18 protein-coding genes and 1 pseudogene are annotated in these 18040 nt (G+C 59.1%); 12 read left to right on the forward strand and 7 right to left on the reverse strand.

Annotated features, from left to right (window positions below; translation table 11 throughout):
• The first annotated feature begins 36 nt into the window (after nt 1-36).
• Genes DN412_RS32390 through DN412_RS32405 form a run of 4 tightly spaced genes read left to right on the forward strand, consistent with a single transcriptional unit; the run spans nt 37 to nt 3472 of the window.
• Entirely contained in the window at nt 37-1035 is a 999-nt protein-coding gene (locus DN412_RS32390) for a Bug family tripartite tricarboxylate transporter substrate binding protein (RefSeq protein ID WP_115215308.1), read from the forward strand.
• Nucleotides 1028-1696, forward strand: a complete 669-nt coding sequence (locus tag DN412_RS32395; protein WP_115215309.1) for a porin — start codon at nt 1028-1030, stop codon at nt 1694-1696. The genes DN412_RS32390 and DN412_RS32395 overlap by 8 nt, the downstream gene beginning before the upstream one ends.
• A complete protein-coding gene (locus DN412_RS32400; protein WP_425267463.1) occupies nt 1623-2891 on the forward strand; it encodes an IS256 family transposase in 1269 nt (422 codons plus the stop codon). Before DN412_RS32395 ends, DN412_RS32400 begins: the two co-directional genes overlap by 74 nt.
• 29 nt (nt 2892-2920) lie before the next feature.
• The gene (locus tag DN412_RS32405) at nt 2921-3472 is read left to right on the forward strand and encodes a porin (RefSeq protein WP_279635277.1); all 552 of its coding nucleotides are present in this window, start codon (nt 2921-2923) and stop codon (nt 3470-3472) included.
• Between the two features lie 150 nt (nt 3473-3622).
• Here DN412_RS32405 and DN412_RS44870 read toward each other — a convergent pair.
• Nucleotides 3623-3814 (reverse strand): annotated as a pseudogene (locus DN412_RS44870) (transposase); the annotation flags it as partial.
• Between the two features lie 678 nt (nt 3815-4492).
• Nucleotides 4493-5662, reverse strand: a complete 1170-nt coding sequence (locus tag DN412_RS32410) for an MFS transporter (protein WP_115215312.1) — start codon at nt 5660-5662, stop codon at nt 4493-4495.
• A 287-nt stretch (nt 5663-5949) separates the two neighbouring features.
• Here DN412_RS32410 and DN412_RS32415 point away from each other — a divergent pair, with 287 nt between their 5' ends.
• Nucleotides 5950-6519 (forward strand): TetR/AcrR family transcriptional regulator, encoded by a 570-nt coding sequence (locus tag DN412_RS32415; RefSeq protein WP_244222867.1) that lies wholly within the window; start codon nt 5950-5952, stop codon nt 6517-6519.
• Here the strand turns inward: DN412_RS32415 and DN412_RS32420 are convergent.
• From DN412_RS32420 to DN412_RS32430, 3 genes are all read right to left on the reverse strand, one after another.
• Nucleotides 6461-6925 carry a PaaI family thioesterase gene (locus DN412_RS32420; protein ID WP_115215314.1) on the reverse strand — a complete coding sequence of 155 codons (465 nt, stop codon included), beginning with the start codon at nt 6923-6925 and terminating at the stop codon, nt 6461-6463. The two genes, DN412_RS32415 and DN412_RS32420, sit on opposite strands and share 59 nt — an antisense overlap.
• Nucleotides 6925-7932 carry a fumarylacetoacetate hydrolase family protein gene (locus tag DN412_RS32425; RefSeq protein WP_115215315.1) on the reverse strand — a complete coding sequence of 336 codons (1008 nt, stop codon included), beginning with the start codon at nt 7930-7932 and terminating at the stop codon, nt 6925-6927. The genes DN412_RS32420 and DN412_RS32425 overlap by 1 nt, the downstream gene beginning before the upstream one ends.
• A gap of 302 nt (nt 7933-8234) precedes the next feature.
• Nucleotides 8235-8870, reverse strand: a complete 636-nt coding sequence (locus tag DN412_RS32430; protein ID WP_244222868.1) for a TetR/AcrR family transcriptional regulator — start codon at nt 8868-8870, stop codon at nt 8235-8237.
• 175 nt (nt 8871-9045) lie between these two features.
• Here DN412_RS32430 and DN412_RS32435 point away from each other — a divergent pair, with 175 nt between their 5' ends.
• From DN412_RS32435 to DN412_RS32465, 7 genes are all read left to right on the forward strand, one after another.
• The gene (locus tag DN412_RS32435) at nt 9046-10110 is read left to right on the forward strand and encodes a WD40/YVTN/BNR-like repeat-containing protein (RefSeq protein ID WP_115215316.1); all 1065 of its coding nucleotides are present in this window, start codon (nt 9046-9048) and stop codon (nt 10108-10110) included.
• A complete protein-coding gene (locus DN412_RS32440) occupies nt 10107-12485 on the forward strand; it encodes an efflux RND transporter permease subunit (protein WP_115215317.1) in 2379 nt (792 codons plus the stop codon). Before DN412_RS32435 ends, DN412_RS32440 begins: the two co-directional genes overlap by 4 nt.
• Nucleotides 12486-12518: 33 nt before the next feature.
• Entirely contained in the window at nt 12519-13277 is a 759-nt protein-coding gene (locus DN412_RS32445) for an ABC transporter substrate-binding protein (protein ID WP_244222870.1), read from the forward strand.
• Nucleotides 13274-14257, forward strand: coding sequence for a fumarylacetoacetate hydrolase family protein (locus DN412_RS32450; RefSeq protein ID WP_115215319.1), 984 nt, complete (start codon nt 13274-13276; stop codon nt 14255-14257). The genes DN412_RS32445 and DN412_RS32450 overlap by 4 nt, the downstream gene beginning before the upstream one ends.
• 546 nt (nt 14258-14803) lie before the next feature.
• A complete protein-coding gene (locus tag DN412_RS32455) occupies nt 14804-15127 on the forward strand; it encodes an NIPSNAP family protein (protein ID WP_115215320.1) in 324 nt (107 codons plus the stop codon).
• Between the two features lie 130 nt (nt 15128-15257).
• Complete coding sequence (locus DN412_RS32460) at nt 15258-16250, forward strand: fumarylacetoacetate hydrolase family protein (RefSeq protein ID WP_115215321.1); 993 nt, start codon at nt 15258-15260, stop codon at nt 16248-16250.
• A gap of 51 nt (nt 16251-16301) precedes the next feature.
• Entirely contained in the window at nt 16302-16868 is a 567-nt protein-coding gene (locus tag DN412_RS32465; RefSeq protein WP_244222869.1) for a VOC family protein, read from the forward strand.
• Between the two features lie 110 nt (nt 16869-16978).
• Here the strand turns inward: DN412_RS32465 and DN412_RS32470 are convergent, their stop codons facing one another.
• Both DN412_RS32470 and DN412_RS32475 read right to left on the reverse strand, forming a co-directional pair.
• Nucleotides 16979-17770 carry an IclR family transcriptional regulator gene (locus tag DN412_RS32470; RefSeq protein ID WP_115215323.1) on the reverse strand — a complete coding sequence of 264 codons (792 nt, stop codon included), beginning with the start codon at nt 17768-17770 and terminating at the stop codon, nt 16979-16981.
• 47 nt (nt 17771-17817) lie between these two features.
• Nucleotides 17818-18040 (reverse strand): IS4 family transposase (locus DN412_RS32475; protein WP_279635276.1); only part of this gene is annotated, 223 nt, incomplete at its 5' end.

An 18040-nucleotide genomic window follows, 5' to 3' on the forward strand; every position in this document is an offset into this window, starting at 1 on the left:
CCCCCGATTTGTAGAAACAGTGCTACTGGAGAGCTCATGTTGGCAAAAATTCCATTGCCCATTCTCACTTCAAGAATTGCTCGAGCCTTTCACTTCGGATTGCTTGCTACGTTCATCGGGCTAACGACTCCTCACCTGCATGCGCAAGAGAAGCGGTTCATCAAGATGGTTGTCCCATATGCTGCCGGCGGCATCAGCGACCAGGCGGCGCGGATACTCGCGGAACGCATGTCGATGGTGTTGAACGAGACCATCATCATCGACAATAAGCCTGGGGGTGGCAGCCGAATTGGCACGATGGCCGTGGCGAGTGCGCCGGCTGATGGCGATACCGTGCTGTTCACGAACATGAGCTTCAGCACGTTGCCACTTACCGATTCCACCGTCCGATACGATCCAGTCAACTCCTTCGCGCCAGTCGGAGTAGCAGCAACGCTCTCGGGCGCGGCACTTGTCGTACGGACATCGCTGCCGGCGAAGAACCTCGAAGAGTTGGTGAGCTATGCTCGAGCACATCCCGGACAGCTTTCCTATGGCAGTTCTGGAATCGGGAGCGGTGCTCATTTCATTGGCGAGTACCTGAAGATGCTGACTGGGACGAACATCACTCATGTCCCGTATCGCTCGACTGCGAATGCACTGAACGATGTAGCCGCAGGTCAAATCGACATGACCTTCGACGCGTCCGCCAAGCCGCTCATCGACGCCGGGAAGGTAAGAGTGTTGGCTCTGGTAGCGTCGAGACGCGATCCGCGTATGTCTAACGTACCGACAATTGCGGAAGCAGGTGTAAAGGGTCTTGATATCAATGGGTGGGTTGGCATCCTTGCTCCCCAGAAGACGCCACAGGCCACCGTCGAAAAGATCAACCGTGCAATGAATGTCGCGTTGCAGGATCCGGAACTGCGCAAGCGCTATCAAGAACTCGGGCTGGTGCCGGCGGGCGGAAGTCCGGCTCGCATGACGCAACAGCTTCGAGAGGATGCAGCCTTGTATCGCAAGATCATTACCCAAGCAAAACTGAAGTTTGACTGACAGCAGACCACGAATAGAACTTACGGAAGCAGTGTCTCAATCCAAAAAAAAGCTTCTTTACGGTACTGTAGCTGTACTTGCGCCCTTACTTGGCGCGCCAGTAGCCGTACACGCGGTCGAGTTGTACGGAATTATTGACTCCTATATGGGATCCACGAAGGCAAGTGGCGAGGAGCGCGCCAGCATTGGGTTACAGAGCGGAGGATTGTCCACCTCGTTCTGGGGGATGACAGGCACAGAGGATCTGGGGAAGGGTCTGAACGCAACGTTTCGCATCGAAGGCTTCTTTCTCGGTGACACGGGGCAAGGCGGGCGCTATGCGAATGATCCGATGTTCTCGCGAAATGCCTATGTCGGGCTTTCCGGTCGATTTGGAGAGGTCCGCTTAGGAAAACTGTCAAATCCTACGTTTCTGCTGACAGGGCAGTTTGATCCGTTTGGGAGTTCGACAAAGTTGTCGCCCTTGACTACGGTTCTATGGAATCCACAGTACGGGCGATACATAGCCGGGGATACTGGCTGGAGCAAGAGCGTGTCAGATTTTATGTGTGCCAGAGGTCATGAGATGCTTGTAAGCAAAACTGACCATGACCATAGCGATGTCCACCAAGAAGACCAAGAAACCGAAGGCACCCAAGCTTGTTTCCGACGAGCTGATTGACCAGTTGCTGGCCCAGGTCGAGAACAAGGACGCCGAGTCGATTCTCGGCGAATCAGGCCTGGCTGGCCTGCTCAAGAAGCAACTGGCCGAGCGCATGCTGGCCGCCGAACTGACGCACCATCTGGCCACAGAAGCAAAGGAAGGCCGCAGCGGCAATCACCGCAATGGCACCAGCCAAAAGACTGTCCTCACGCCCAACGGCGAGCTGGAACTGGACATTCCACGCGACCGGCAGGCCACCTTCGAGCCGCAGCTGGTGGCCAAGTACCAGCGCCGGCTGCTCGGCTTCGACGACCACGTGATCAGCATGTATGCGCGCGGCATGAGCGTGCGCGAGATCCAGGGCCACCTGCAGGAACTGTACGGCCTGCAGGTCTCGCCCGACCTGATCTCCACCATCACCGACGAGGTGCTGGCCGAGGTCGAGCAATGGCAGCAGCGCCCGCTGGAGGCGATGTACCCAATCGTCTACTTCGACGCGCTGCGCCTGAAGATCCGCGACGAAGGCACCGTCAGGAACAAGGCCGTCTACCTGGCGCTGGGCATTCGCGCCGACGGGCGCAAGGAAGTGCTGGGGCTGTGGATCGAGCAAACCGAGGGTGCCAAGTTCTGGCTCAAGGTCTTCAACGAGCTGAAGAACCGCGGCCTGGAAGACATCCTGGTCGCCGTCGTCGACGGCCTGCGTGGCTTCCCCGAAGCGATCGAGGCCGTCTACCCGGACGCGCAGATCCAGACCTGTATCGTCCACCTGATCCGCAACTCGCTCAACCTGGCGAGCTGGAAGGACCGTAAGGGCCTGGCGGCCGCGCTCAAGCCGATTTACCAGGCTGCCACCGCCGACGCTGCCGACGGCGCGCTGCAGGCGTTCGCCGCCAGCGATTGGGGCCGCAAATTCCCGACGGTGGCCGACATGTGGCGCCGGCAATGGGAGCAGGTCATCCCGTTCTTCGTCTATCCGCCCGAAGTCCGCAGGATCATCTACACGACCAACGCCATCGAGAGCATGCACATGCAGTTGCGCAAGATCGTCAAGAACCGGGGCCACTTCCCCAGTGATGAGGCAGCCAGCAAGCTGCTTTACTTGGCCTTGCGCAATATCGAGAAAGACTGGAAGATGCCGCCTATCACTTGGAAGCAGGCGGCCAACCAGTTCGCCATCCTCTTTGGCGACCGCTTCACCAACGCCCTACGCTGAGATCCGTTTAACCGACCTCAGCACACAAAATTCCTGACACGTCCTGGAGCAACGCAATGGGGTACTACACTCCAGACTTCGGCGGCTTGTCCGGTCGATTTGTCTATGCGTTGGGAGAAGCATCTGATTCCAACGCATCGAACAACGCGGTTGCGATGCTGTATCTCGATAAAGGGCCACTTACTGCTTCTGTCGCCTTTCAGCGGACACGTACGGGCCCTGCGATCACGAAGGCAAGCTGGGCTCAAAGTGTTCTTGCCGCCGGCGTAGCATACGACATTAGCGTTGCAAAGCTGTTCCTGCAGTATGACGGCACAAGAACCAGTGGTGTAAGCCTGAGCACAGATACTGTGCAACTCGGCGCCACGATTCCAATGCTCTCTGGAAAATTCATGCTTTCCGTGGTGCAGACCAGCATACGGGCCGCCAATCAGCCAGACATACGTCGCCGTGACGCTGGCATCGGATATCTATACGCGTTCTCTAGACGAACCGACGCCTATGCTACCTCGCTTTACGACAAGCTGAGCGATAGAGGGAGTGGATTTACTACAGCCATAGGGCTCCGGCACAAGTTTTAGCGTATGGGGGCGCCGCCTCGTCCGGCAGCGTCTCCTAATACTTTCGAGGCGTTTCAGTTGGCTTGAGATTCTGCCTCCGGCACGGCACCAGGTTATGGACCCCCGCGGCAAATAGGCTCGCTGCCGACCCAGCATCTCGCGGCGCAAGCCCAGCGGCAGATCGGCCTCCAGTCGCTTGAGCTCGGCGTTCTCTTCCTAGCTGCTGCCGCCGCTTGACCTCCGACGCTGTTAGCCCACCGTACTTCGTGCGCCAGCTATCGAACGTCGCGTCACTGATGGCCTTCTTGGGCACGTTTCCGCCATCGGCGTCCCCTGTTCCGCCCGCTTCAGCGCATGCGCGATCTCCTCTTCGGTGTACTATCCTTCACGGCATGACCTCCTGCTCTCCATCAGTGAACATCATGCCGTCGTTCTCCAATCTTACTTGGCACGAACTCTTGGGAGAGCCTCAAGCCCTTGGCCTGGATCTCGGCCTCGATCTGGTTGTCGTTCATGGGAGATTCCCCAAAAGAAACGCCTGACCCCGACATCAGAAGGGCCGGGCGCGAAAGCTCCGCAGGCAATGCGGAGGGAGGAGACACGGTGATGCAATCCAATCTGGTGCGCCCCCTATTCCTTCATCTCTCTCGTTGATTTTTCTTTCACGACTCCCCTTGCAACTTCCAGCGGGGAACATGACTACCCAAGGACTGATCAGTGCTATTGAGCGGAACGGGCCGATGACTACGAGGCTTTCTGAAGGCGCGCAAGGCGCCGGCATTACCGAAGAGCAAGTGGTTCAGTACTTAGCGCTCTTGGACAGCGGACTGGCAAAGCCGACTCCGCTTCCTGCTCCCCCAAAGCGCAGATTGCGTGTGGTCTCACCAAAGGAATTTGCCGCCCGTCGCGCTGCTCGTTCCGATTGAAAATCTCCGCCTCCTGCTTGTTGTCCCGCTTGAGCAGCGGGGCCCGACCGCCGGTGCACCCCCTGTACATTCATCGGCCGATGCGACGGGGCTTACGATCATTCCGGTTTTAGTGTCATGCGGCCTTCGCCAGGCCGTGGATTCCGCGGGACTCTCCGCGCACTGCAGCCAGGAAGAAGCTCACGCTGACTGCCGCCAGCGCGACGACCATCCAGCCTAGGCTTGCATAGCCGAAGCTCTGTGCAACCGTGCCCCCAAGGAAGGGGCCGATAGCCGAGCCGGTCATCAGCATCACAGGCGTAGCGGCGACCGCACGCCCCGAGGGGTCCAGGCGAGCCAGGTACGCGAAGATGAAGGTGTGCGTGAAGGTCATTACCACCGGGAAGAGGCAGGAGCCCAGCGTATAAACGGCATAGGTTGTCGTCTGGGTCAACATCAGGCACAACATCGCATGCAGCAACGGCCCAAACACGATGACGACTCTGGGCGAGATTCTTTTCTCGAAATACGCGGCAAGGACGCCGGGGGAAAGGTTAACCAGGCCGATCATCAGCATCGTGTTCATGAGCTGCTCGCGGCTGAAGCCGTGCGCGTCGCCTACGCGCTCAACGAAGCCGAACATCATCGAATGGTTCAACAGCGCGAAGCTAGTGCCAATCATAGCGAGCCAGACCACCCTCGGCAGCTTGCCGGGATGAACCGGCGCATCCGGAATCGAGACGCTAGAGCGGCGAGATGGGAAGCCGATGAGCGCGAACAACGCCGCCACGAGCATGATGCAACCCAACGATAGGAACAGTACCGGGCCGCCGTATGCCACCACCAGTTTGGACACGCCACCCAGGAAGCCGAGTGACACAAGGGTCAAGGCCAGGAAAGCCACGGCGATCAAACGGTGCGGATTGGAACTGGCTCCCATGGCGGCGTGCGCCATCGAAAGCCCTACGCCGACACCCAGACCACCAACGATATGCAGCGCGATCATCGCGTTGTAGTCGCGGGTCGTAGCCATGGCGATGAAGGCCGCGGCTGCCGTGCCGTAGCCTAGTGGTACCGCCACTACCCCGCGTATGCGGTTGACGCGCGGTGAAACGACCGCGCTGGTGAGAACCGCCGCACCCAGGAAGCACGAAACTAGGGCGCCGGCATTTTGCGGGTCCAATCCGTACATGCCAATCAGTACGATACCGATCCACACCGGCATGGCGACGAGGTCGATCAACCCCGAGCAGTGGCACAATACAAGGGAAGTCCAGCCTTTCACGCTGTCCACGGGTCTGTTCATGCTTGTCTCCTTTTTTGGATGGTTTCTTTTTTGGTTCTTCGTTTTTGATACTATACGTTCCGTTTCACAAATAACCAAGCACGTCAGTCCTGCCGGACGGCGCATCCCATCTGGACGTGCATGCCATCGCCGAGCATCTGGCGGGCCGCGTTGTGGCGAGGTACGTACATCCCGTGGAATATCCCCTTGCAGCCTGTAAAATGGCGGGCATCTTCATCAACTAACGAGGACCTGTGACAAAAGCGGCACTACGCTCCCCGGGGCGCACACGTAGCACCGCCTCACGCTTGGCAATTCTGAACGCCACGCTGAAACTGCTGGACGCACAATCACTGCAGCAGATCTCGATTGAGGCCATTGCACGCGAGGCCGGTGTCGGCAAGGCAACCATCTATCGTTGGTGGCCCTCCAAGGCGGCCGTGGTAATCGAAGCCTTCCTGATCAACCATGTCAGCCGCGTCACGGCGCCTAAGGGCATGAAGCCTCGGGAGGCCTTGGCTCATATTTTGCGATTGCTGATTAAGGAGTACTCGGGGCGGGAAGGGCGCATCGTGGCACAGATCATCGCCGAAGGTCAGAGTGACCCTGATGTGTTGCGCGAATTCCGCGAACGCTTTTGGTATGGCCGGCACGCCATGGCCTTGGAACTCGTCAACGAAGCTCGCCGGCTAGGCGAGTTCCGCGACGACATTCCGGCCGAGTCCCAGCTGGATCTGCTCTTCGCGCCCATCTACTTCCATCTGCTTTCGGGGCATTCCCCCTTGAGCCAAGAGTTCGCCGAGGCGCACTGTGACAGCGTCATGCGTCTGATGGAGCCGGACGCTCGTCAAACACCGACAAAGCCGAAGTCCCGCTAGCCAGCAGGCGTTCACCGCTGGCGTCGAACAACGAGGCTCGGGCAAAGCCCGCGGTGCGTCCCACTCGCTCGACCGTAGCGGTGGCCACTAGCGGTCCGGCCTTCGCCGCCGCCATCATGTTGACGGACAGATTGATTGTGGCGCAGGTGCGCCCCGGTGGCAGCACTGACAGCACGGTCATTGCCATAGCCAGATCCAGCATGCTGGCCAGCGTACCGCCGCTGACTACGCCGTTACCCTGTGTGCTCTCGGCGGGCGCAACGAAGCGCAAGCGCAGTTCTCCTGGTGTGCCTTCGCACAACACCGCGCCCAAGCTGGCCGAGGCGGGATTGGTGTCCAGGGGAACGTCGCGGCGGCCGGCGGCCACCGCCGCCGCAACATGCGCCCGTGTCGGGTTGTCGCTCATCACATGAAGGGCTTGCGCCGTTCGGGCCACCACAACCCGTCGATCGGCTGGCCCATGGTGGTGCGTAGCACGCCGACGCCACTGGCCTCCAGCTCGACCACATCGCCCGGCTTCAGCTCGCGACCCAGCTCAAGCGCAGAACCGCCGCCCATCGTGCCCGAACCAATCACGTCGCCCGGCAGGATCTTCTCGCCCAGCGAGACATAGGCGACCAGCTCGGCCACAGTCCAAAGCTTGCCTCCGCTGTTGCCCTTACCCCAGGTTTCGCCATTGACGCGCACTTCCATCGGGATGGAATCCAGATCCTTGAACTCGTCCAACGTCGTGATCCAAGGGCCGATTGCGTGCGCGAAGTCCTTGCTCTTGGTGCTGCCCATGCCGATCGGCAATTCGTTGTGCTGCAAATCGCGGCCGCTGAAGTCGTTGTACAGCGTGATGCCGAAGACGTATTTCATCGCGTCTTCGGGTCTCACACTGCCCCCTTCGCGGCCAATCACATAGCCCAGCTCCAATTCATAATCCATCTTGCTCTTGATATAGCCCGGCCACGGCACCACCGAGTTGTGGCCAATGGCAGTACTCGGCGAGTTCTTGGTAAAGCCGGGAATCAACAGCATGCTTTCCGGCACTTCACGCTGCATGCGCTCGTGCCAGCCCTTAATGTGGCCAACAAAGGTCAGGCCGTCGCGCAGCACCGGGGGATCGGAAGCCGGCAGCCACGTAACGTTATTGATATCAAGCGAGGCATCATCGCCATAGCTGCCTTGAATCGCTTCAGTGGCAGCGTCGACAAGGATGTCGCTCGCACCCAGAGCCTGCGCCATGCTACCTGGGAACTGTGCCTGGGCCAGGCGCATGGCGGCGGCCTGCGTGGCGTGGCGCTTGCCCATCGCATACAACGCGCCAGCACGAGCCAGATCGATGACGCGCCCTTTCTCAGGTTCGACGACGACCAAGCGGGCGATAGCGCCATCAGGACTTTCTCGGGAAATGCGGCCGAACTTCATTCATGTCTCCCTGGTGGTTGAAATAAGTTGAGCAAGGAACCGAGTTGTTACATCACATGAAATCGGAGGCGTGGCCAAGGCTTAGCAAACCATCTACTGGCCGTGCTCCATATTTTCAAAACTGCTCGTATCGTTTTATAAAGACTAACAGACAGAAAGGGGTACGTCAACGGAAGTCGGCACCTAGGCGTCAGCGCCCTTGGCGACCTGTTCAACGCCAACCCAAGTCGGCCCCGCCGCAATCGCCAGCGCGGCGACTATCAATGCTTCCGCATGGAAAACTCCTCACTGCAGAGGAAAAGTCAGCGGATCGCCTGCACTGGCGCGCACAAAACGGCCATCGCACTTTCGGCAAGTTCATCGGCGAACTTCTGGTTCAGCGGCAGGTGCCCCATCATGAGCCGGAAATATACCGGCGAATACACCATGTCCATCAGAAACTCAGACTCCATGTCCGTACGAAATTCGCCGTTGCGACGCCCTTCCTCGATGACTTCGCGGACCATGGCCCGACGACCGTAAAAGAAGCGCTCTCGGAACTCGCGAAGAACCTCCGGCTCCGACTGCCCTTCAGCCAGTATCTGGGCGACCAACCGGCCGCCCCGCCCGCCATACTGCTGCACCATGCGATGGAGATGCACGGTAATGGCTTCGCGACAACTCCCCCCTTTCGGCATGGGAGTCTGCAAGTTGTGGTTCTGCACAAAGGCGTCAATCACCACGGCCGCTTTGGAGGGCCACCAACGATAGATGGTCGCCTTGCCTACCCCGGCCTCCTTCGCGATGGCCTCGATGGTGATCTGTTGCAGGGACTGCGTTTCGAGCAAGCTCAGGGTGGCGTTTAGGATCGCTACACGCGCGGCCTCGCTACGCGTGCGTCCTGGCGAACGCTTGTTCCGGGCTGGGGTTGTCGTGGGAACGGTGGTGCTCGAAGTCAATGCTTTCTCCATAGTGACGGCTGAAATTCGCCAAACCGTCTCACTACTCATCTCCATGCACGCCTAAGGAAAGACCCAAGTGTTTGACGCGTGCATGGTGCATCGATATTATAATACGGCTCGTATCGTTTTGCTCTGCAAGTTCCTAAGAAGCAACATAAAAGGAGACAATCCCATGTTCACTAACCTCGCCTGGTGGCGCACGCGAGCGCTACTAGTCGCATGCATCGGCACATGCGGCGTGGGGGTTGCTTGGTCTGCGCCTGTCAGCCAGGCACTGGATCGCCCCGCCATCATCTCTCAGCGAGCAGCGCAATCGGTACTACTCGGCATCGCTCAGGCGGGCAAGCGTCTGGTCGCGGTGGGCGAGCGCGGCATCGTGGTGGTGTCGGACGACGATGCAGCCAAATGGCACCAAGTGCCGGTGCCGGTCAGCGTGACGCTGACTGCTGTGCGCTTCGCCGACGATAAACATGGCTATGCGGTCGGTCACAGCGGCACCGTGCTTGCCACTGCCGACGGCGGCGAAACCTGGACACGCGTGCTCGATGGCCGCCAAGCCGCGCAGATCTCCCTTGCGGCAGCCCAGGCCAGCGGCAACGCGACGGCCCTGCGCGACGCCGAGCGTTTGGTGGCCGAGGGCCCTGACAAACCCCTGCTCGACCTGCTAGTACTCGACGCGCGGCGCGCGATCGTCATCGGCGCCTATGGCATGGCGTACTCCACCACGGACGGCGGACAGAGATGGACCTCCTGGGCGGATCGCCTGGACAACCCTCGTGGTCTACACCTGTATGCGATACGCCGCCATGGCGAACGCATTCTCGTGTGCGGAGAACAGGGATTAGTGCGGCTTTCACAAGACGGCGGACAGACCTTCGCCGCGGTCAAGCCCCCTTACAACGGTAGCTTCTTCACCGCCGAGCTTCCCTCTGACAACGAGATCGTGGTGGCCGGGCTACGCGGCAATATGCTGCGCTCGCTGGATGCCGGCGTGAACTGGAAGCAAATCACGGCACAAGATACCGCGTCCATCACGGGCTCGGCCTCGCGCACTGACGGCTCACTGGTCCTGGTGAACCAGGCGGGCATGGTGCTCAGTGAAATCAAAGGCGCTCTCGTTCCGCTAAATGGCACCCCGTTGCCATCCTTGACCGGCATTTTCCCGAAACGCAACGGTTCGCTGCTCGCACTCAGCATCCAGGGCATTGTGTCCGTCCCTAATGGAGGCCAGAAATGAACTCTGTTCTCGCGATTGACATGAAAACAGTCGACGCCTTCGATCCGCGCTCTGGCTCGCTCATAGAGCGCGCGCTGTTCAACCACCGTCTGATTGTGGTGCTACTGTGCGCGATCCTCACCGCCCTGCTGGGTTGGCAGGCCACGAAACTTCACCTGAATGCCAGCTTCGAAAAGACCATCCCAACCCACCACGGCTATATCCAGAACTACCTGCGCTACCAAAATCAGCTCTCTGGCCTAGGCAACTCGGTACGCATCGCCGTCGAGAACCCGAAAGGTACCATCTATGACGCGAATTACCTGCGTGCACTGCGTGGCCTTTCTGACGAAATCTTCCTGCTGCCTGGGGTCGACCGGATGAAGATGAAATCGTTATGGACATCTTCGACCCGCTGGGTCGGCGTGACCGAGGACGGCCTGGAAGGCGGCCCGGTGATACCCGACGGCTACAACGAATCGCCACAGAGCCTGGTGACGCTCGCGGCCAATATCGCGCGCTCCGGCGAGATTGGCCAGATCGTGTCGCTGGACGCGCGCTCCACCGTCATCTACGTGCCGCTACTTGCCAATACCCCCGATGGGCGCACGCTGAGTTACGCCGACTTCTCCGACAAGCTCGAAGCGCTGCACGACAAATATGAGCAGAAGGGCCTGAGGGTCCACATCACCGGCTTCGCTAAGCTGGTGGGCGATCTCATCGATGGCGTGCGCGCAGTGCTGATGTTCTTCGCGCTGGCGGTGGCCATCGCGGCCGCGATGGTCTTCTGGTACACGCGCTGCATCCGCTCCACCCTACTTGTGGTCTCGGCATCGCTAGTCGCCGTGGTGTGGCAGCTCGGCCTGCTGCCGACGCTTGGGTACACGCTTGACCCCTATTCCATCCTCGTGCCCTTCCTCGTGTTCGCCATCGGCATGAGCCACGGTGCGCAAAAGATGAACGGCATCATGCAGGACGTGGGGCGCGGCATGGACAAGCTGGTGGCGGCACGCTTCACCTTCCGCCGCCTTTTCCTGGCCGGCCTGACAGCTCTGCTGGCCGACGCGGTGGGCTTCGCCGTGCTGCTGGTCATCGACATCCAAGTCATCCGCGAACTGGCCATTGCTGCCTCGCTTGGCGTGGCCGTGCTGATCTTCACGAACCTGATCCTGCTGCCCATTATGCTGTCCTACACTGGCGTCAGCCCGACGGCCGCCGTACGCAGCCTGCGCGCCGAAGCTGCGGACGCCGCCGGCAAGGACAAGCACCCGCTGTGGGCCTTCCTGGACCGATTCACTCAGCGCAAATGGGCTTCCGTGGCCGTGATCACGGCGATGGCTATGGGCATTGCCGGTTATGCCATCAGCACTCAACTCAAGATCGGCGACCTCGACCCGGGTGCACCAGAGCTACGCGCCGACAGCCGCTACAACCGCGACGTTGGGTTCATGAATTTGAGCTACGGCGCCTCCAGTGATGTGCTCGCGGTCATGGTCAAAACGCCAGAAGGTGCGTGCTCCCAGTACGACACACTCAACAAGATCGACGCGCTGGAATGGCAACTACGCAAGATCGACGGCGTGGAAGACACTAATTCACTCGCACGCCTGAACCGCCGCATGCTAGTCGGCCTAACCGAAGGTAGCCCAAAGTGGTATGAGCTCCTGTCCAACCAGGACATGCTCAACACCGTCACGGCGGGCGCGCCGCGCGGTCTCTACAACGATAGCTGCGGCCTCCTCACGTTGTATGTCTTCCTGCGCGACCACAAGGCGGACACGCTGACTCGCGTGGTTGAACATGTGGAAGCGTTCGCGAGGGAAAACAACACCCAGGACGTCCAGTTTCTGCTGGCAGCCGGTACCGCCGGCATCGAGGCGGCAACCAACATCGCTGTCAAGGAGGCTTGGCGCAAGATGCTGTACCTTGTGTACGGTGCTGTGGTGGTGCTGTCCTTCATCACTTTCCGCTCGTGGCGCGCGGTGGTGGTGGCGGTACTGCCTCTGATGCTAACTTCCGTGCTGGCCGAGGCGCTGATGGTGGCTCTTGGAATGGGCGTGAAGGTGGCCACGTTACCCGTGATTGCGCTGGGTGTTGGCATCGGCATCGACTACGCGCTCTATATCCTGTCGGTAACGCTGGCCGAACTGCGAAAGGGCAAGAGCCTGTCGGAGAGCTATTACCGCGCCCTCCTCTTCACCGGCAAGGTTGTGATGCTCACCGGCGTGACGCTGGCCATCGGCGTCGTCACGTGGGTCGCCAGCCCGATTAAGTTCCAAGCTGACATGGGTCTTCTGCTGGCCTTCATGTTCCTCTGGAACATGCTGGGCGCCCTGATCCTACTGCCCGCGCTGGCGCATTTCCTACTGAAACCGGCACGCGGCGCGTCGCACTAACTGGCTCAAACCATGTCGAGTTCCCTAAACGTGATGTGGTTCGTCCCGCCGCCCTTGGCTGTACTGGCAGCACAAGCTCCGCGGGCAACCCCTATCCAGGCACGCCGCAACCCCTCTTCCGACGCGCAGTTCGAGGCATTGGTCAAGGGCGAAGCCGATGCTGTCGTGACGGCGATGGACAACGTCATCGGCTGGAACCATCGCCTTGGTCCTAAGGATTTTCGCGTGGTCGCGCAGGTCGAGCGGACTACCCCCTTGGCGCTGATCGCCGCGCCCGGTCGCAAGAACATGGCCGACCTGGCCGGTGCCAACCTGCTGGTCGACTCCGTTGACAATGGCTTTGTCATCGCGCTGCGGGCAATGTTGCGCGAAGCGGGCATCAATGAAAGCACCTGCCGTTTTACTCCCGCTGGCGGCGTGACCGAACGATATGAGGCACTGCTGACCGGCCGTGGCGATGCGACGCTGCTGGGCCAGCCCTTCGCGGGGCAAGCAACCCACGCTGGTTTGATGCAGATCGCCAGCGTGCAGCAATCCTACCCGACATTTCCCGGGCAAGGCATTGTCATGCGCCTGGCGAGCCCGGCGCGCGAGCGCATCGGCGAATGGCTGCGCGAGCTTGAGCAGGCGCGGCAGCAGATACAAGAACTGGATTCACTACGGCCGACCCCCGAAGGCATTGTGCTGCTGACCGAGCACCGCCGCCTGCTGGGCCTACCCGGCGGCGAAGCCACTTACGCAAACATCGTCGATGCTTCACTGGTCGACACTTTCTTGGGAAAAAATCAATGAAACCGTATGCATTGGGTACGTTCTCGCATTCGCAGAATGGCCCGAAGTTCGTGGGCTTGGTCATGAACGATCGCGTGGTCGATCTGGCGGAACTGGTCAGGTTGTACGACGCGCCGGAGCTAGCCGGCGCCGGATCGGTACTAGCCTTGCTGGACACCTGGGACGCCAGCCGCGCCGCGCTGGACCGACTGGCCATGGCGGTCGATGGCAAGGCAGAACATTGGCACGCGCTGGACACGCTGCGTGTACACCCCGTCGTCGATCTGCCCCGGCAGATATTCTGCACCGGCGCCAACTACCGCAAGCATGTGGTCGACATGACGGTCGACGCCAAGGTCGGCCCGCCGGGACTGGACGAAGCCGGCCTGCGCCGCTGGGCCGAGAACATGATGGACGAACGCGCCGCCACGGGCGAACCCTATGCTTTCACCAAGCCGGTTTCCACGGTGTCCGGCGCCTATGACCCGCTGGTACTGCCGAACACAACCACCCAACCCGACTGGGAGCTGGAACTAGCCGTCGTCATCGGCCGGAGCGGCTACCAGATTCCGCGCGAACTGGCGCTGGACTACATAGCAGGCTACTGCATCGTCAACGACATCTCGGCGCGCGACCTGATACCACGCACCGACTACAAAATGCTCGGCACCGATTGGCTGCGCTCGAAGGGACAGCCCGGTTTCCTCCCACTCGGGCCTTATCTCGTGCCGAAGGCATTCGTGCCCGACCCGCATCGCTTGAAGATGCGCCTGTCCGTTTCGGGTCAGATCATGCAGGATGAGTCCACGGCTGATATGCTGTTCGACATCGTGCGGCAGATCGAATACATCTCCCGCTATTCACGCCTGCTGCCGGGCGACATCATCTGCACCGGCTCGCCCGCTGGTAACGGCACTCACTACAACCGCTACCTGCAAGCGGGAGACGTTATTGAGGCCGAGATCGAAGGTCTCGGTCGTCAACGACAGATTTGCGTTTAATTCCGACGGAACGATAAACCCACCGAAATGCAAAAGCCCCTCTTATGAATTTCCCCAAGAAGTTGGGTTAAAGGCTAGACAGCCAAGGCCTGAGTCCGGTACTGCAGCGGGCTCAGGCCTTTTAGTTAGAGCGGAAGCTTGTTCACAAGCTTGCCACCTGGCCGAACACTGGCCAGGGCTCGGTTTGGTAAGCAATGATCTTGCCATCGTACAGGTCCATCACAGGCGAGAGGTAGAGCCTCTGGCGTTGACGTCGAACTTTGGTCATTTTCTTGTTGAGCGGTCCTAAGGCAACAATCGAGCAGTAGGAGCTTCCGGCACCTGTTCATTGCGGAGACGGTCTCCAGTAAGACTCGACACTCGGGCACTGCAACTGTTGTCCGGTAATCGGAAACAGCACGCCCAACTCCCGTGCACTTTCCTATATTTGCGGTTCCTATCCTCTTCGTCATTACGAGGATGGCAGGCACGGTTGCTATTGCCTTTGCCGGCTGTTGGACCACCGTACCGAGGCCGGCTCAGCACAAACTACCTGAGGAACAGGCCATGTTGGTCGAGATGAGAACCTATACAACGCACCCCGGCAAGTGGCGAGATTATCTCGCACTATACGAGGCCGATGGACTGCAGATTCAGAAGCGCATCCTAGGACGTATGGTCGGCTATTACCGCACGGAAACCGGCGCACTCAACCAGGTAATTCATATGTGGGGATACCGAGACATGAACGAGCGCGAGGAACGACGCACGGTTCTGATGGACGATCCAGATTGGAAGTCGTATGTCGTGAAGATGCTGCCGCTGCTCCGAAGCCAGGAGTCGAAGATTCTGGTGCCCGCGGCATTCTTTTCGCCTCAATGGCAAGAGTGACGAGACCGTAGTTCGTCGAAAACTGTGTCCGAATATCGAACATTATCGCGGCACGGTTCAGCTATTTATCTACCATTTTTCCTGCTGCGCATTCGCGCATCGGGTTGTTAAATAAAGAAAGTGAGAGACCATGAAGCTGGCTTCATTGCGGTCCGGCAGGGACGGCGAACTAATCGTGGTAAGCAAAGATCTGCGCATTGCGATAAAGGCGGGCCAAACGGCGCCTACGATGCAAGATGCGCTGGACAACTGGGACGCGGCGTATCCGGCACTTGAGCATATGCATCGCATGCTTAATCAAGGTGACGCGCAAGGAGCGTTTGCGCTCGACCTGAACACACTCGCCGCGCCGCTTCCGCGCTCCTACCAGTACCTAGATGGCGCAGCTTACGTTAGCCACATCCAGCGCAACCGTGCCGCTCGTGGAGAAGCATTGCCGAAGGACTTGTTGCAAAAACCGTTGGTCTATCAAGGCATTTCCCACGGCTTTATGAGCTGGAACGAAGATGTTCGGCTTCCAAATGAAGAACTTGGCATCGATTTCGAAGCAGAAATTGCCGCAGTAACCGGCGATGTACCAATGGGAGTGTCTCCAGAGGACGCAACAAAGTATATACGCCTGTTCGTACTGCTAAACGATATATCGTTGCGCAGCCTAATCCCGCCAGAGCTGAAGCGCACTTTCGGCTTTCTGACCGGCAAGCCGGCGTCCAGCATGGGGCCGATTGCCGTCACTCCTGATGAGCTTGGTGATCTGTGGAACGGTCGCTTGGTATCCGGCACAATGCAATGCTGGGTGCGCGGCGAGTCGGTCGGAAAAATCGAGACAGGTATCGATACCCCCTTCCATTACGGCGACCTGATAGCGCATGTTGCCCAAACCCGCAACTTCGAGCCCGGCACTATCGTGGGACTGGGTACCGTCTCGAACGAAGACGAGTCGGTGGGCTGCGCCTGCATCGGCGAAGTCCGCGCCCTAGAGACGTTGAAGGGCGGCAGGCCAACCACGCCGTTCTTCCGGTTCGGTGACCATATTAAGATTGAACACGTTGACCGCAACGGGAATTCTGTCTTTGGCTGCATTGACCAAAAGTTCGTCACGAGCGTCGCCGGCGCGCGTTAGAAGCCAGTGGAAGTTCCACCTGTTTACTCCGCTTCTTTCGTACATACATAAATGGATAACAACATGCTTTGCAAAAGCTTGCATCACGCCGCGTTTCGCTGCAAAGACGCACGTGAAACGGTTGATTTCTACACGAATGTCCTGGGCCTGAAATTCATCCATGCAATTGGCGAAAATCACGTTCCCTCAACCGGGAAATACAGTCCGCATATTCATATCTTCTTCCAAATGGAGGATGGTAGCTGCATAGCCTTCTTCGAATTGCCAAGAGATGAGGGGCAACCTTCCGGGCGCGATCCGGAAACACCAGACTGGGTACAGCACTTCGCGTTCCGTGTCGCCGACAAAGACACGCTAATGAAGGCAAAAGCGGATTTGGAAGTAAAGGGAATTGATGTGATTGGCCCGACTAACCATGACGACTTTTTGCTGTCCATCTACTTCTTTGACCCTTCTGGACACCGTCTCGAACTAAGTGCACATATATCAACGCCGGAACAGGATGCCCAATTTGAAAAGGAAGCAATGGACGTACTGAACCTTTGGGACCAGACTCATGATTGGTCACAGCGAGCAAAGCTGTTCGGCAGTGCCACTGGGTATCACCGCAACAAATAGCGAGCGGTGCAACTGAAGGCGTGCCGTCTGGTGGGGTGCTTCCGTTTCGAGCGCATATTCCGAGCCGAAGCACCCCTGCACACGTCAAATTAAAGTAACCGGATAGAGCGCTAGCGCTCAAAGACGAAAGAATTCAATTCTCGAATTCCCTTCTCGATCTTGAGCACCTGTTCCCTCAATAGGTTGGCGATCTGCCTACGTCGTTGCTCGCGCATGCGTGGGTCGATCGCCCCAACGCTGATGGCGCCGATAGGGCGGCGCATGGAGTCGTGCAACGGCATACCTAGCGCCGTCACGCCTAGTGTAACGCGGTTCTTGACGAGTGAGTAACCCGCTTTACGCGTGCGAGCAATTGCCTCCCTTTGCTGCGCGACGTCGAGGTTGCCGAATTCCGGCAAGCGTGAAGCCGTCACATGCAATATCCGTTCACGTTCGTCATGGTCGCAAGCCGCGAGGATGGCCAGTCCGCCTGCGCCCACCCCAAGTGGCCTGCGGCTTCCAACTTCCAATGTGATCGTGCGGACCGCAAATGTTCCCTCGATCCTATCTATGCACACGGCATCAAGTCCGCTACGCATCACAAAATAGCAGGTGTCCTCGGTCTCGGCGCTCACCGCTTCTAAAGCCGGCCGAGAGACGTGTCGCAGGTCAAAGATCTCAGCCGCGGCCAATCCCAATTCGTAAGCTACCGGCCCCAGCAGATATCGGCGTGTCTCGTCGTTCTGAACTATGAGGCCTTCTCCGTGCAACTGCTTAAGCAAGCGGTGGGCTGTCGGATGCGGGAGGGCACTTCGCGACGATAACTCCGTCAGTGCCAGGCCGCGCCTGCCTGCAGTTGCCAGCAACCTCAGCAACAGGTTCGCGCGACGGATAGTACCGACGCTATCATGATTCAAAGTCATAGAAAACTGTTTGCCTCCTGCCGTAAAGGCATTTCCTTATACGGAAGTCATGACTCTTCCCGCAGTGCTTGAATGGTGAGGGCGGCGTCCATGGTTCTCTGCATGCCGATCCAAATCGTCTTAGCGCCGGGCTCGCCATCGCTCTTTCGCCCAAGGAACCCACCCAGGGAAGCAACCAGCCGAATCATCTGATTGAGTGTGACCGGTGTCTTCGGGCGAGCTTTCTTGGCAAGCACGTATGCTCCCCGAATTTCGTCAGCGTCGAAGAAC

This window comes from Cupriavidus lacunae (genome assembly GCF_003353055.1).
Lineage (GTDB): Bacteria > Pseudomonadota > Gammaproteobacteria > Burkholderiales > Burkholderiaceae > Cupriavidus > Cupriavidus lacunae.